The organism is Streptomyces sp. BPTC-684 (assembly GCF_030028635.1).
GTDB lineage: Bacteria > Actinomycetota > Actinomycetes > Streptomycetales > Streptomycetaceae > Streptomyces > Streptomyces noboritoensis.
Genome location: NZ_CP124863.1, coordinates 4,288,895 through 4,302,610, shown reverse-complemented (window position 1 = coordinate 4,302,610; position 13,716 = coordinate 4,288,895). Strand labels below are relative to the sequence as shown.

16 protein-coding genes and 1 tRNA gene are annotated in these 13,716 nt (G+C 71.9%); 3 read left to right on the top strand and 14 right to left on the bottom strand.

Annotated elements, in window-relative coordinates; translation table 11 throughout:
- The first annotated feature begins 81 nt into the window (after positions 1-81).
- Complete coding sequence (locus QIY60_RS18925) at positions 82-1,305, top strand: glycosyltransferase 87 family protein (RefSeq protein ID WP_283143518.1); 1,224 nt, start codon at positions 82-84, stop codon at positions 1,303-1,305.
- Here the strand turns inward: QIY60_RS18925 and QIY60_RS18920 are convergent.
- From QIY60_RS18920 to QIY60_RS18910, 3 genes are all read right to left on the bottom strand, one after another.
- Positions 1,274-1,507: a hypothetical protein gene (locus QIY60_RS18920; RefSeq protein WP_067158879.1), complete on the bottom strand. Its 234-nt coding sequence runs from the start codon at positions 1,505-1,507 to the stop codon at positions 1,274-1,276. The genes QIY60_RS18925 and QIY60_RS18920 overlap by 32 nt on opposite strands.
- A gap of 1 nt (position 1,508) precedes the next feature.
- On the bottom strand, positions 1,509-1,670 hold the full coding sequence (locus QIY60_RS18915) for a hypothetical protein (RefSeq protein ID WP_190092482.1): 162 nt from the start codon (positions 1,668-1,670) through the stop codon (positions 1,509-1,511).
- Between the two features lie 72 nt (positions 1,671-1,742).
- Positions 1,743-3,104: an MFS transporter gene (locus QIY60_RS18910; RefSeq protein ID WP_283146000.1), complete on the bottom strand. Its 1,362-nt coding sequence runs from the start codon at positions 3,102-3,104 to the stop codon at positions 1,743-1,745.
- 181 nt (positions 3,105-3,285) lie between these two features.
- Between QIY60_RS18910 and QIY60_RS18905 the strand changes: the two genes are divergently transcribed.
- Entirely contained in the window at positions 3,286-4,155 is an 870-nt protein-coding gene (locus QIY60_RS18905) for a helix-turn-helix transcriptional regulator (RefSeq protein ID WP_283143517.1), read from the top strand.
- A 162-nt stretch (positions 4,156-4,317) separates the two neighbouring features.
- On the opposite strand, the gene QIY60_RS18900 is transcribed toward QIY60_RS18905, so the two are convergent.
- From QIY60_RS18900 to QIY60_RS18870, 7 genes are all read right to left on the bottom strand, one after another.
- Positions 4,318-4,390: transfer RNA gene (locus QIY60_RS18900), tRNA-Ala, on the bottom strand.
- A gap of 150 nt (positions 4,391-4,540) precedes the next feature.
- Positions 4,541-5,200 (bottom strand): histidine phosphatase family protein, encoded by a 660-nt coding sequence (locus QIY60_RS18895; protein ID WP_283145999.1) that lies wholly within the window; start codon positions 5,198-5,200, stop codon positions 4,541-4,543.
- Positions 5,197-5,631, bottom strand: a complete 435-nt coding sequence (gene rsfS / locus QIY60_RS18890) for a ribosome silencing factor (protein WP_283143516.1) — start codon at positions 5,629-5,631, stop codon at positions 5,197-5,199. Before rsfS ends, QIY60_RS18895 begins: the two co-directional genes overlap by 4 nt.
- Before the next feature lie 78 nt (positions 5,632-5,709).
- Positions 5,710-7,431: an LCP family protein gene (locus tag QIY60_RS18885; RefSeq protein WP_283143515.1), complete on the bottom strand. Its 1,722-nt coding sequence runs from the start codon at positions 7,429-7,431 to the stop codon at positions 5,710-5,712.
- 14 nt (positions 7,432-7,445) lie between these two features.
- Positions 7,446-8,066, bottom strand: coding sequence for a nicotinate-nucleotide adenylyltransferase (gene nadD, locus QIY60_RS18880; protein WP_101388280.1), 621 nt, complete (start codon positions 8,064-8,066; stop codon positions 7,446-7,448).
- A 38-nt stretch (positions 8,067-8,104) separates the two neighbouring features.
- A complete protein-coding gene (locus tag QIY60_RS18875; RefSeq protein WP_180357169.1) occupies positions 8,105-8,269 on the bottom strand; it encodes a hypothetical protein in 165 nt (54 codons plus the stop codon).
- A gap of 89 nt (positions 8,270-8,358) precedes the next feature.
- Positions 8,359-8,583, bottom strand: coding sequence for a hypothetical protein (locus QIY60_RS18870; protein WP_283146150.1), 225 nt, complete (start codon positions 8,581-8,583; stop codon positions 8,359-8,361).
- 108 nt (positions 8,584-8,691) lie between these two features.
- Between QIY60_RS18870 and QIY60_RS18865 the strand changes: the two genes are divergently transcribed.
- A complete protein-coding gene (locus QIY60_RS18865) occupies positions 8,692-9,861 on the top strand; it encodes a M48 family metalloprotease (protein WP_283143514.1) in 1,170 nt (389 codons plus the stop codon).
- 23 nt (positions 9,862-9,884) lie between these two features.
- On the opposite strand, the gene QIY60_RS18860 is transcribed toward QIY60_RS18865, so the two are convergent.
- The 4 genes from QIY60_RS18860 to QIY60_RS18845 all read right to left on the bottom strand — a co-directional run bounded on the left by QIY60_RS18860 (position 9,885) and on the right by QIY60_RS18845 (position 13,706).
- Positions 9,885-10,958, bottom strand: coding sequence for a hypothetical protein (locus QIY60_RS18860; protein WP_283143513.1), 1,074 nt, complete (start codon positions 10,956-10,958; stop codon positions 9,885-9,887).
- 214 nt (positions 10,959-11,172) lie between these two features.
- Positions 11,173-11,745, bottom strand: coding sequence for a hypothetical protein (locus QIY60_RS18855; RefSeq protein WP_283143512.1), 573 nt, complete (start codon positions 11,743-11,745; stop codon positions 11,173-11,175).
- Between the two features lie 88 nt (positions 11,746-11,833).
- Entirely contained in the window at positions 11,834-13,117 is a 1,284-nt protein-coding gene (locus tag QIY60_RS18850) for a glutamate-5-semialdehyde dehydrogenase (RefSeq protein WP_283143511.1), read from the bottom strand.
- A gap of 103 nt (positions 13,118-13,220) precedes the next feature.
- A complete protein-coding gene (locus tag QIY60_RS18845) occupies positions 13,221-13,706 on the bottom strand; it encodes a hypothetical protein (protein ID WP_266979494.1) in 486 nt (161 codons plus the stop codon).
- Positions 13,707-13,716 lie beyond the last annotated feature (10 nt).

Sequence of the window (13,716 nt, the reverse complement as noted above, 5' to 3'; positions counted from 1 at the left end):
CGAGAACATTACACGGTCCCCCCGGCACTCCACCAAATCGATTGCCGTTCTGTACGGACAGGGCCGGTAACGTCCCCTTTCGTGACCGTGAACGTGCTCGCGCACACCGCCGCCCGTCTCACCCCCGTCCGCCGCCCCGTGGCGCTCGCCGCGGCGGCCTGTCTGCTCTCGTTCGCCGCCTTCTGGGTCGCTCAGCGGGCCGCCGGGGTGTCGATGATCGACCTGATGGTCTACCGGGCGGAGGGCGGGGCCGTACGGGCCGGGGCGGATCTGTACGCGATGCGCGCCACGCGCGCGAGGCTGCCCACCACCTACCCGCCGTTCGCCGCGCTGCTGTTCACGCCGCTGACGCTGCTGGGCGTGCCCGAGATGCGCACGCTCGCCACGGTGGCGAACCTCGCCCTCCTTGTCGCGCTCGCCCACCTTTCGCTGCGGCTCGCGGGGCAGGAGCGGCCGGGGGCCGCGCTGTGGGTGGCGGCGCTCGCGGTGTGGTGCGAGCCGGTGTGGACGACCCTGCGCTACGGCCAGATCAATCTGCTGCTCGCGGTCGCCGTCCTGTGGGACCTGACCCGGCGCGCCGGCCACCGGGGGGCGGGCGCGGGCATCGGCCTGGCGGCCGCGGTGAAGCTCACACCCGCGCTGTTCGCGCTGTTCCTGCTGCTCACCGGTCTCGTACGCGCGCGTGGAGCGGGCTGGAACCCGTGGCTGCGGCAGGCGGCGACGGCGCTGGCGGTGTTCGCCGGGGCGACGCTGGCGGCCGCCGTCGTGCTGCCCGCCGACTCGCGCCGCTTCTGGACGTCGACGGTGTTCGAGACGAGCCGGGTCGGCCACGCCGAGGACACCGCCAACCAGTCGCTGCGCGGGGTGCTGGCCCGGCTGCTGCACACCGGCGACCCGGGGGCCTGGTGGACGGCCGCCGCGGCCCTCACGGCGGCACTGGGCCTTTACGCGGCGGTACGGGCCGAGCTGCGCGGGGAGCGGGCCCGGGCGGTGCTGTGCTGCGCGGCCACGGCGCTCCTGGTGAGCCCGGTCTCCTGGTCGCACCACTGGGTGTGGTGCGTGCCGGGGCTCGTGCTGCTCGGGGCCCACCGGATCCGCGGGGCCGTCGCCGCCCTGGTCTTCGGCTCCTACGCCCTGTGGTGGGTGCCGCACGGGGCGGACCGTCCGGAACTGGCCCAGAACGGGCTGCAGATGGCGCTCTCGGCGCTCTATCCGCTGGCCGGGGCCGCCTTCGTGGCGGCGGTGGCGCTCGGGCCGCGGCGCGGGGCGCCGCTCAGGCCGTGGCGAACGAGTAGAACCTCTTGAGGGTGCAGTGCGCCTCCAGGAGACGGCCGTAGATCGGCTCCCCCTCCAGCTCCCGGTAGGTCTCGATGGGGTCGCCTTTTATGATCAGCGCCCGCGCGCATTCCTCGCACCAGTACTGGTAGTCGGCGTTGACCGGTTCCATGTCCCGGACGATCGGCGTACCGCTGCCGCACCAGTCGCACTTCCGCCTGTGTGCACCCATCTCAGCTCCAGCTGTGGCCGCAGGCCGTGCACACGTAGGAGACGCCACCGCTGTCGCCGAGCATCTGCGCGACACGGGAGGAACCGCAGGAAGGACAGCTGATCCGGGTCGCTGTCCGCGGCGCACCGGACAGGTCCGGGATGTCGTCGCGGCTCGCAGGCATCGCGGTCTCCCTCCCGTTCGGTCCGTCGTCCCCCTCCGGCCGTCACGATTCTGCCATGGTCGCGCAAGAGGGTCAGCGGCGTCGTGATAGGAGACCCGTCAGCGCCCCCACGAGGGCCGTTCCGGCCAGCGCCAGAGAGCACGCCCAGAGCGCGCCGCCGGAGGTGTGCGCCCCCGCCGTGAGCCGGTTCAGGAAGAGCGTGCCGAAGGCGGCGACCCCGATGAGCTGGCCCAGCTGGTTCACGGTGGCGAGCAGCCCGCTGGCGTCCGCCGCGTCCTCGGGCCGTACGCCCGCGAGCGCCCCCGCGAAGGTGGGGCTGAAGGCCAGCGCCAGACCGGCGCCGACACCGGCGTACGTCACGTAGACGACGAGCCCGCCCGTGCCGCCGCCGCGCTGCAGCAAGCCGGTCGCCAGGGTGGACACCGCGGTCAGCGCGAATCCGCCCGGCACCAGCGCCCGTTGCCAGCGCGCGGGCCAGCGCCGCCAGGTCAGCCCGACCGTGCCGAACACCACGGCGGTCGGCGCGAAGGTCAGCCCCGCGCGCAGGGCGCTGTAGCCGAGGCCGCCCTGGATGTGCAGGGTGAGGGTGAACAGGAAGCCCGCGTTGATGGCCATGACCACGGCGATCCGGACGACCGCGAGGCCCATGCCGGGCAGGCGCAGCACCCTGGGCGCGATCAGCGGGGCGCCGCCGCGCCGGGCGAGGCGCGACTCGTACGCCCAGAACGCGGCGAAGAGCAGCGCGCTGGACGCCAGCGACAGCCAGGCCCACGCCGGCCAGTCTTCCTCCTGGCCGAGCACCAGGGGCACCGTGAGCAGCGAGACGGAGGCGCCGAGCAGCACCAGGCCGGGCAGGTCGAGGTCGCGCGCCCAGCAGGCCGCGCCGCGGTGCTCGTGCCGCTCCCGGGGCAGATGGCGCACTCCGAGCGCCAGCAGGACGAGCCCGATGGGTACGTTGACCAGGAACACCGGCCGCCAGCTGGTGCCGAAGAGGTCGGCGCTGACCAGGATGCCGCCGAGGACCTGTCCGGCGGCGGCGCCGGTGGCGAGCACGGCGGAGTAGACCCCGAGGGCACGCACGCGTGCCTCTCCGGTGAAGTTGCGCTGGATGAGGCTGAGCACCTGCGGGATCATCAGCGCCGATCCGGCGCCCTGCACCAGCCGGAAGGCGATCAGCTGGCCGGCCGTCCCGGCCAGGCCGCAGGCGAGCGAGGCGGCCGTGAAGACGGCGAGCCCGGCCAGGTAGAGCCGGCGGTGCCCGAGCAGGTCGCCGAGGCGCGCCCCGGTGATGAGCAGCACGGCGTACGCGATGGTGTAACCGGCGACGACCAGCTGCAACGCGGCGCCGGAGGCGTGCAGTTCGGTACGGATGGTGGGGGCGGCGACGTTGACGATGAAGACGTCGAGGAGCGCCATGAACTGCGCCGCGAGCACGATCGCGAGCAGCAGCGGGGGCCGGTTGTCAGTGGCACGGTCTTTACTGAGTAAGGGACTTGGGCCCGTGGGAAGCGCGGTGGTCATGGCAGCCAGCCTGACCCCGCGCGGATACGGGTAACGAGAGCCCGCTGATGCTGGTACTGACAGCACCTGGCAGCGGCGGGCGACGGGATCGACGATGGGGGACGTGACGACTGTGGCCGCACCGAACGGACGCCGGAGACCGGAACTCGCCGCCTTCCTGCGCAGCAGACGCGCGCGGGTCACGCCGGCCGACGTCGGCATGCCGCCGGGCCTGCGGCGGCGCACGCCCGGGCTGCGCCGGGAGGAGGTCGCCCAGCTCTCCGGAGTCGGCGTGACCTGGTACACGTGGTTGGAGCAGGGCCGCCCGATCAACGCCTCGCCGCAGGTCCTGGACGCGGTGGCGCGCACCCTGCGCCTGGACGAGCCCGAGCGCGCGCACCTCTACCACCTGGCGGACGTGCCCTGCGAGCTGGACCAGGAGGCTCCGGTGGTGGAGGTGGGCCCGGAGATCCAGGGCATCATCGACGCCCTGGACCCGCATCCGGCAGTGGTCTACAACGGGCGCTACGACATCCTGGCGACCAACCCCGCCTACCGGGACCTGTTCGACATCCCGGAGATCCGGGCGACGGGCGTGCGCAACGTGCTGTGGACGCTGTTCACCGTGCCGGAGCCGGCCTGTCCGGTCCTGTTCCGGGAGAAGGAGCTGCCGGTGATGGTGGCGACGCTGCGCTCGGAGTACGGCCGCCATGCCGGGGAGCCCGCCTGGGAGTCGTTCATCGCGAAGCTCTCCGAGGCGAGCCCGTACTTCGCACGGCTGTGGAAGAACGGCGACGTGGTGCCGCCGGGACCGCGGGTGAAGACCTTCCGGCATCCGGCGGTCGGCGAGATACGGATGACGTCGGTGTCGCTGTCCATCAACGGGATGCCGGAGTGCCGGATCGTCACGTACACGCCGAACGACGTGGAGAGCGGCGCGCGTACGGCGACGCTGAGGGAGATGCGGGAGAAGATCTGGGCGTGAGGCGGCCGCGCGGGCACGGGGCTGGGCGGCCGCCTCACACCCGCGGTCACCCGGCCGGGCCGGGCCGCGGGTCGTACAGGAGCGGGCGGGGAGCGGGCGGGCGGCGCCCCGGAAACGCGAAATCCCGTCCGGTCGAATCGACCGGACGGGATCCCGTTCCTGTGGAGCTAAGGAGAATTGAACTCCTGACCTCCTGCATGCCATGCAGGCGCTCTACCAACTGAGCTATAGCCCCGCTGTCCGCTTTGTTTCCCGCGCTCCCGCGCTGCGAACAAGAAGAACTTTAGCCTGTGACCTGCCGGAAAGTGAAATCCGGTGGTCGCACCGCCCGGGCGGGCGCCCGGCGCGCCCCGGCGGCCGCGCGCGAGCGGGCCCGGCGGCCGCCTCAGTCGTCGTCGCCGAGGACCGGTTCGGGGAGCGTCCCGGCGTTGTGCTCCAGCAGGCGCCAGCCGCGCGCGCCCTCGCCGAGGACGGACCAGCAGCAGTTGGAGAGCCCGCCCAGGCCCTCCCAGTGGTGCGCCTCCAGGCCCAGGAGACGGCCGATGGTCGTACGGATCGTCCCGCCGTGGCTGACCACGACCAGGGTGCCGTCGTCGGGCAGCTTGTCGGCGTGCGCGAGCACCACGGGGGCGGCCCGGTCGGCCACCTCGGTCTCCAGCTCGCCGCCGCCCCGGCGCACCGGCTCGCCGCGCTTCCACGCCGCGTACTGCTCGCCGTAGCGCTCCACGATCTCGTCGTGGGTCAGGCCCTGCCAGGCGCCCGCGTACGTCTCCCGAAGGGCCGAGTCGTGGGTCACCGGCAGTCCGGAGACCGCGGCCAGCTCGCCCGCGGTCGCCGCGGCCCGCTTGAGGTCGGAGGCGACGATCGCGTCCGGCTTCAGGGCCGCCAGCAGGCGCGCCGCGCGGCGCGCCTGGCCGAGACCGGCCTCGGTCAGCTCGATGTCCGTGGAGCCCTGGAAGCGGCGCTCAAGGTTCCACGCGGTCTGGCCGTGCCGCCACAGGACGACCCGGCGGCCCCGGCCCGGCTTGGCGTCGCTGCTGTTCAGCTCAGCTCACCGTCCTCCGCCCCACCGTGCAGCTGGGCGTGCTCGGCGGCCTTGCCGCGGGTCTTCACCGCGTCCTCGGGGAGCGGCAGCTCGGGGCAGTCCTTCCAGAGCCGCTCCAGGGCGTAGAAGACGCGCTCCTCGCTGTGCTGGACGTGCACGACGATGTCGACGTAGTCGAGCAGGATCCAGCGGGCGTCGCGGTCGCCCTCGCGGCGCACCGGCTTGGCGCCGAGCTCCTTGTTCAGGCGCTCCTCGACCTCCTCCGCGATCGACTTGACCTGGCGGTCGTTGGGAGCGGAGGCGAGCAGGAAGGCGTCGGTGATCGACAGCACGTCGCTGACGTCGTACGCGATGATGTCGTGCGCGAGCCGGTCGGCGGCCGCCTGAGCGGCGGCGGTGATGAGCTCGATGGAACGGTCCGTGGCGGTCACAAGCTGGCTTTCGTCGGCGGTCAGATCGATTCAGATCGTTCTCCAGGATCTCACGGACCGCCGACAGCCCCGAAAGGATTACTTGATCTTGTAGTCCTTGCCGAGCACCACGGTGACGTCCGCGTTGGCCGCGGCCTTGCCCTGCTTGACCGCACCGGCCGACAGCCCCAGCGTCTTGGCGACCTCTTCGGCCTTCGCCTTCTGCGCCACGTCACCGTAGGTGACGGAGGACGACGCCGCCGTGCTCGCGCCGCCCGCGTCGATGTAGGCGTAGCCGCCGTTGACCAGGTCGACCCGGGCCTTGTCGACCGCCTTCGGGTTGCCGCTGGCGTTGCTGACGCCGACGCGGACCGCCGCGCCCTTGTCGGGGGCCGCGACCGAGCCGCCCAGGATGTCCTTGACCACGCTGTCACTGGCCTGCGCGCTGAGCGTGCCGTCCGGCTGGACCGGCAGCAGCGCCGTCTTGTAGGCACCGACCTTGGCGTGCTCGGCGAGCTTGGCCAGCGAGGCGCCGAGGTCCGACTCGGGCAGCGAGGGGTCGAGGATCTGCGCCAGCGTCTGCACGGTGATCGTGGCGGCCTTGGGGTCGTCCGAGATCTTGCGCAGCACCCCGTACATCACCTGCCCGAACCGCTGCAGCTGCTTGGCGTCGGACTCGCCGGGCCCCTTGTACGTGGCGTACGCCACGGCCATCTGCCCGGTCAGCGTCTGGTCCTCGCCCTTCTTCACCACGGGGGCCGCGCCCGCCTTGGCGCCCGGTACGTCGGCATCCGTACTGATGTCGATGTTGCCGACCAGGTCGACCAGGTTCTGCAGGAAGGGCGTGTCCAGCCGCCAGGTTCCGGTGATCTTGGTGCCGAGCAGGGTGCCGAGCGCCTCACGGGTGCCCTGCGAGCCGTCGCTGTCGACGGACTTGGCGAGCGTGGTGCGGGTGCCGTCGTCGTTGGAGACGGCGAGGGTGTTGGGCAGCAGGACGGTGGTGCCCTGCTTGGTGGTCGCGTTGTTGACGAGCAGCGCCGTGGAGGTGCCGCCCTTCGCGGTGTTGTGCAGATGGATGACGATCACGTCCCGCTTCTGCGCGCCGACCGCGACCCCCGGCTTCTTGGAGTCCGAGGACGACGACACACCGGGCAGCTTGCCGGCGGCCCAGAGGTAACCGACGCCGCCGACCGCCGCGAGGGCGAGGACGACGACGAGCGCGACCACCCGGTTGCGGCCGCGCCGCCGCGCCTCCTCGCGCCGCTCGCTGCGGCTCTCGGTGAACTTCAGCCAGTCGATGACGTCTTCGGAGTCCTCGTCGGGCTCCTCGATGAACGAGAACTGCTCGGTGCGGTAGTCGCGTTCGTCCTTGCGCTGCTGCGGCAGCACCGGGATCTGCTCGGCCACCGGCTCGGGCTCGGCCTCCCGCACGGGGGCCTGCGCCTGGGCGGCCTGCTGGGCCGGGGGCTGTTCACGGCCCCACTGCTGCGCGGTGTCGTAGCCGTACCCCTGGTTCTGCTGGGGCACGGACGGCTGGGCGGACTGGCCGTACGCGTCGTATCCGTAGTCGTACGAGGGCTGCTGCTGGGCGTACGGGTCGTACCCGTAACCGCCCTGCTGCTGGCCCTGCTGGCCTTGCTGCCCCTGGTGATCCTGCTGGGACGGCTGAGCCTGGTGGGGCTGCTGCGGCTGGGCCTGGGCGTACGGGTCGTACGAGCCCTGCTGGGGCACCCGCTGGTACACCGGCTGGCCGTACTCGTCATAACCGACAAGCTGCACCTGCGGCGCATAGGGGTCGTACGGGTCCTGTCGGTCGTTCACCGGGTGCCCTTCTCTCACTCGCCGCGGTAGAGCTGGCGCTTGTCGATGTAGCGCACCACCCCGTCCGGAACCAGATACCAGACCGGGTCGCCCTGCGCGACCCTCGCCCGGCAGTCCGTCGACGAGATCGCCAGGGCGGGCACCTCGACCAGCGACACCCCGCCCTCGGGCAGACCGTCGTCCGTCAGTATGTGGCCGGGCCGGGTCACCCCGATGAAGTGGGCGAGCGAGAACAGCTCGTCCACGTCACGCCAGGTGGTGAGGATCTGCGAGAGCGCGTCGGCGCCGGTGATGAAGAACAGGTCCGCGTCGCTGTTGAGGGCGCGCAGGTCCCGCAGCGTGTCCACGGTGTACGTCGCGCCGCCGCGGTCGATGTCGATCCGGCTCACCGAGAACTGCGGGTTGGACGCGGTCGCGATGACCGTCATCAAGTACCGGTCCTCGGGCGCGGAGACGTTCTTGTGGCTCTTCTGCCACGGCTGCCCCGTCGGTACGAACACGACCTCGTCCAGATGGAACTGAGAGGCCACCTCGCTGGCGGCCACCAGGTGTCCGTGGTGGATCGGGTCGAACGTTCCGCCCATCACGCCGATGCGCCGCTTGACCGGACCGGTAGGCACTTCCTGCTCTCCCATGCGTGCAGAGCCTACTGGCCCGGTGGAAACGCCCCGACTCAGCGGTCGCGGTTGAAGCGCGTGGTGATCCACAGCAGGAGCAGCAGCGCGAACAGGGCGCCGCCACCGGTGACGTACGGGCTGAGGCTTTCGTGGTTGCCGCCGTGCTCGGTGCCCTCGGCGAGGGTGACCAGGTGCGTGGCGGCGGTGCTGGTGAGGCTCATCGTCAGCAGGACCTATCCGGGAGTCGGAGCGGAGACTTCGGGCTCATCGTATGCGGGCCGCCCGGGCACTCTCACGCCGACTCAGCCGTTCAGTCCTTGACGGCGCCCTCCGCGTCGGGGCTCGCGCCCCGGCTCGCCACGCCGTCCGGCTCGGCCGCGGCCGCGTCGCCACCGTCGTTGGAGCGGTAGCCGCGCAGCAGCAGCCAGGCGAGGCCGCCCGCACCGAGGATCGACACGAGCAGCAGGATCCGCAGCACATTGCCGGGTCCCTGCTGGTCCGAGGCGGCGGCGAGAAGCGTGACGGCATCCGTCATGGCAGGTGTCTCCTTGGTTATCCACAGGCCCCCGCCCCACGGTAGCCCCACCACCTAGGGTGGATGTCGTCAGGGGGACGAGCCGAGACTCTCAGACAGGGGGACACCATGACCGACGACATCCAGGACAGCGTGCCGAGCAGGCAGCGCCGACGCTTCCCCGGGATCTCCTCCCGGGCCTACGAACATCCCGCGGACCGGTCGGCGCTGGTGGCGCTGCGCAAGCTCAGCGGCTTCGACACGGTCTTCAAGGCGCTCAGCGGGCTGCTGCCGGAGCGCAGCCTGCGCCTGCTGTTCCTCTCCGACTCCGTGCGCGTGAGCGACGCCCAGTTCGCACACCTCAACGCCATGCTGCGGGACGCCTGTTACATCCTGGACCTGGAGAAGGTCCCCCCGATGTACGTGACGCAGGACCCCCGGCCGAACGCGATGTGCATCGGCCTCGACGAGCCCATCATCGTCGTCACCACCGGCCTCGTCGAGCTGCTCGACGAGGAGGAGATGCGCGCGGTCGTCGGCCACGAAGTGGGCCACGCCCTGTCCGGTCACTCCGTCTACCGCACGATCCTGCTCTTCCTCACCAACCTGGCGCTGAAGATCGCCTGGATCCCGCTGGGCAATGTGGCGGTGATGGCGATCGTGACGGCGCTGCGGGAGTGGTTCCGCAAGTCGGAGCTGTCCGCCGACCGGGCCGGGCTGCTCGTCGGCCAGGACTTGCAGGCCTCGATGCGGGGCCTGATGAAGATAGCCGGCGGCAACCATCTCCATGAGATGAACGTGGACGCGTTCCTGGAGCAGGCCGAGGAGTACGAGGCGGGCGGAGACCTGCGCGACTCGGTCCTGAAGATCCTGAACGTGCTGCCCCGCTCGCACCCGTTCACCACCGTGCGCGCGGCCGAGCTGAAGAAGTGGGCCGCGACCCGCGACTACCAGCGGATCATGGACGGCCACTACCCCCGTCGTGAGGAGGACAAGGACACCTCGGTCTCCGACTCGTTCCGCGAGTCCGCCGCCTCGTACGCCGAGACGGTCCGCACGAGCAAGGATCCGCTGATGAAGCTGGTCGGCGACATAGCCGGCGGCACGGCGGACCTGGGCGGCAAGCTGTACGGCAAGTTCACGGGCGCGGGCTCCGCCTCGCGCTCCTCGGACCGGCCGGCGGACGGTCGCCCCGCGGACGGGGCTAATGGCGGACCGCAGGGCGGGCCGAAGGACCGGCCTTCCGGCCCGGCGGCGGACGGAGACGGGCCGCAGGACGAGCCGGGCCGGGACGCCTAGCTTCGAGCTTCCTGGCAGGGTGCCTACGGCGTCGGCTGGGCGCTGGTGGCGAGGGTGCCGCAGAGGGCCGCGGTGGCGGGGCCGGTCGCGTACGGATCGGTGCCCGCCGGGCCGGTCGCGCTGGTCCGCTCGCCCGCGAGCAGCGGCCGCAGCTGTGCGGAGACATCGGCCGAGCAGGCCTGCGGCCCGGCCTCGACATAGCTGAACTGCAGCTCGACCCGGTGCAGCCGCAGGTCATCGCGGTCGAAGCGGAAGTGCAGCTCACGGCGGACGGTGAAGAGCGAGGCCGCCTTGTCCGGGCCGGACGCGGCCGGGCGCAGGGCGTACGTGAAGGTGTGGTCGGACGTCACGTCGAGGGTGTCCCGGCCGGACTCGGCGTAGTGGAAAGTGCCCTGCACCCGCACCTGGGAGTCGGCCAGCGCCACTTTGGCCGGATCGAAGCGCACCAGCCAGCCGGTGGCGGCGTGGCGGCCGTCGTCGGCCGGGTTGTCGATGCTCTGGTCGAACTGGGCCAGCAGCTCCGGATCGAGCAGTGCCCGCACCTGGTGCACGGACTTACCGGTGAGGACCTGGGGGTCGAGGGACGACTGGACCAGATACTCCTTGGCGGTGGTCACACCGGCGATGATCTGGCTCTCGGAGAAGTGGGCGGTCCTGCGGACGGCGGGGAGGTTGATGCCGTCGGCACCGGTGCGGAACTGGGCAGCCGGACTGTGGTCGAACAGGCGGGCGACGTCGATGCCGGGGACGACGCTCTGCGGGGCCAGGGGTATCACGGTCATCCGCAGGGGCTCGGCGGCGACGCTGCCGCCACCGGGCTGGTAGGGGTGGCGCAGGCCCATGTACACGGCGGTACCGAAGGCGACGAAGAGGAGGACCACCAGCGCGACTATCTGTTTGGTGAACGGTCGGAACGACCAGCTGGGACGGCTGCGCACCGCACGCGCGTGCTCACGCATCCGCTCCTGGGCGGAGAACTCCTGCAAGCGGGCAGCACGAACGAACGACTCGTCGAATACGACGGATCGGTACTCGTCCTCACCTCCGCCGGGGAGGCCCTCCGGTGTCCCCTCGGGTGGCTCTCCACGCCCTGCCATACCTTCAGGGTAGGTCGCGGGAGGGGCCGATAAACGCGCTGGTACGCGACAAGTTCTGACGAGTTCCCACGCGGTTGTTCAAGGCGGGGTCAGAGAGCGGTCAGAGGACGGTCAGAACGTCGTCAGGACGCGCAAAAGCTGTGGTCAGGGGTGGGGCGGGCGGGGGGCGCGGGGTGGGTGGGGAGGGGGCGGGGGGAGGCCCCCCCCGCCCCCCTCAAGACCTCCGAGGCACAGCCGCGACCGCCGGTGCCGAGTAGTCGGCCGAGGCGGTCGGGCCGACTGTGGCCGGAATGGGTAGCCCGGACTTGTCCACGTTGCTGGTGGTCGGGTGCGGGGCGGGGTCGTCGCGGCTGCCGGAGGCGCCCCGGTAGACGGCCGCGAAGGCCAGGGCGACCATGCCGATGCCCATGATCAGGGCGAGCAGCCAGGCGACGGGGCGGTGCCAGCGGGCCCGGCCGCGGTAGGGGCGCAGCGCCCCGCCGTGCGGGCCGTAGGGGCCGGCTTCGGCGCCGCCGGGGAAGGCGGAGCCGTAGGCGTCGGGGTCGCGGGCGGGGTAGGCGAAGTCGTCGTCGGCTCCGGCGCCCGCGCGGGCTCTGGCGGCTTCGGCCTCGGCGCGGGCCTGGGCGGCGGCCAACAGCCGTTCCACGGCGCTCGGTTCGTGGATCTCGGCGGCCCGTACGAAGTCCTCGTCGAAGACCACGGAGGCGAATGCGTCGTCCGCGCCCCCGCGGTCGTCGTCGGGCTCCCAGCCGTCCGGGAACGGCTTGCCCCCCACGTCGTCCGGCACGGGTTCAGCGTAGCCCCGGCGCGGTCGTTTTGGGCAGGGAGTGTCCGAACTCTCCCCCTCGGGAGGTCCTCAGGGGAGGGTTCCCCGGCTACCGCACGTGCCCGTCCCCGGTGACGATGTACTTGGTGGAGGTGAGCTCCGGCAGGCCCATGGGGCCGCGGGCGTGGAGCTTCTGGGTGGAGATGCCGATCTCGGCGCCGAAGCCGAACTGGCCGCCGTCGGTGAAGCGGGTGGAGGCGTTCACGGCGACGGTGGTGGAATCGACCAGTTGGGTGAAGCGGCGGGCCGCGGCCTGGGAGGTGGTGACGATCGCCTCGGTGTGGCCGGAGGTCCACTGCCGGATGTGGGCGACGGCGGCGTCCAGGGAGTCGACGACGGCGGCCGCGATGTCGTAGGAGAGGTACTCGGTCTCCCAGTCCTCGGCGGTGGCCGCCACGACGGTCGCCTTGGTGGCGTCGGCGTAGGACCGGACGCGCTCGTCGGCGTGGACGGTGACGCCGGCCTCGGCGAGCGCGTCGAGGGCGCGGGGCAGGAAGGCGTCCGCGATGTCCTGGTGGACGAGGAGCGTTTCGGCCGAGTTGCAGACGGAGGGGCGCGAGGCCTTGGAGTTGATGAGGATGTCGACGGCCATGTCGAGGTCGGCCTGGGCGTCCACGTAGACGTGGCAGTTGCCGGTGCCGGTCTCGATGACGGGGACGGTGGATTCCTCGACGACGGTGCGGATGAGGGAGGCGCCGCCGCGCGGGATGAGGACGTCGACGAGGCCGCGGGCGCGCATCAACTCGCGTACGGAGTCGCGGGATTCGCCGGGGACGAGCTGGACGGCGTCGGCGGGCAGTCCGGCGCCGCCGACGGCGTCGCGCAGCACCCGGACGAGTGCGGTGTTGGACTCGTAGGCGGAGGACGAGCCGCGCAGCAGGACGGCGTTGCCGGACTTGAGGCAGAGGGCGGCGGCGTCGACGGTCACGTTCGGCCGGGCTTCGTAGATGATGCCGACGACGCCGAGGGGGACCCTGACCTGGCGCAGGTCGATTCCGTTGGGGAGGGTGGAGCCGCGGACGACTTCGCCGACGGGGTCGGGCAGCGCGGCGACGTCGCGTACGTCGGAGGCGATGGCGCGGACCCGTTCGGGGGTGAGGGTGAGGCGGTCGACGACGGTCTCGCTGGTCCCGGCTTCGCGGGCCTTGGCGATGTCGAGGGCGTTGGCCTCGACGATCTCCTTGGTCCGCACTTCGAGCGCGTCGGCGATGGCCAGGAGCGCGTCGTCCTTGGCCGAGCGCGGCAATGGCGCGATATCGGCGGCGGCCGCGCGGGCCCGGTGGGCGGCCTGGGTGACCGGGGACATGTTCTCGTACGGGGAAGACGCGCTCATGTCCGCAGGGTAGTGCTCCGGGCGGGGGCGTTCCGCACCGGTTCCACTCTCCGAGACGGCGCTCTCACGGTCCGGTCGCGGTGGTCTCCGGGTGGCCGGGGTGTCAAAAGGGGTGGACGCCGACGGGTGCGGCCGGTGGCGGTCCGTAGCCCTCGGCGAGGCGCTGGTGGTAGGTCTCGCGGTCGATGACTTCCAGGCCGACGATCTCCCAGGGCGGGAGTTTGGCGGTGGAGCGGTGTTCGCCCCAGAGCCGGAGGGCGACGGCGGCCGCGTCGTGCAGGTCGCGGGCCTCTTCCCAGTAGCGGATCTCGGCGTGGTCGTTGGCGTATCTGCTGGTCAGTAAGAAGGGGTGGTCGTGGGCGAGCTGTTCGAGGCCGCGCCGGACCTCTTTGAGCGGGGCCTCGGCGCCGGAGACGCTGAGGGTGATGTGCCAGAGCCTGGGGGTGTCCCCGGGCTGTTCCCGCTCCTCGGTCTGCGCTATGTCGGCCCCTGTGCCGACGCTGGTCAGGGTCGGCCCGTCCTCCCCCACGGCCCTGCGGGCGTGGGTTCCCCCGACTCGGGGCGCCGCCCCCGGGCGCGCTCGTCTCACCGGCGGCCTC

Excerpts from the sequence above, each read along its gene's own strand:
- QIY60_RS18920 (WP_067158879.1), bottom strand. The coding sequence starts at position 1,507 with ATGGGTGCACACAGGCGGAAGTGCGACTGGTGCGGCAGCGGTACGCCG.
- QIY60_RS18915 (WP_190092482.1), bottom strand. The coding sequence starts at position 1,670 with ATGCCTGCGAGCCGCGACGACATCCCGGACCTGTCCGGTGCGCCGCGG.
- QIY60_RS18905 (WP_283143517.1), top strand. The coding sequence starts at position 3,286 with ATGGGGGACGTGACGACTGTGGCCGCACCGAACGGACGCCGGAGACCG.
- nadD (WP_101388280.1), bottom strand. The coding sequence starts at position 8,066 with ATGGGAGAGCAGGAAGTGCCTACCGGTCCGGTCAAGCGGCGCATCGGC.
- QIY60_RS18875 (WP_180357169.1), bottom strand. The coding sequence starts at position 8,269 with ATGAGCCTCACCAGCACCGCCGCCACGCACCTGGTCACCCTCGCCGAG.
- QIY60_RS18870 (WP_283146150.1), bottom strand. The coding sequence starts at position 8,583 with ATGACGGATGCCGTCACGCTTCTCGCCGCCGCCTCGGACCAGCAGGGA.
- QIY60_RS18865 (WP_283143514.1), top strand. The coding sequence starts at position 8,692 with ATGACCGACGACATCCAGGACAGCGTGCCGAGCAGGCAGCGCCGACGC.
- QIY60_RS18860 (WP_283143513.1), bottom strand. The coding sequence starts at position 10,958 with ATGGCAGGGCGTGGAGAGCCACCCGAGGGGACACCGGAGGGCCTCCCC.
- QIY60_RS18850 (WP_283143511.1), bottom strand. The coding sequence starts at position 13,117 with ATGAGCGCGTCTTCCCCGTACGAGAACATGTCCCCGGTCACCCAGGCC.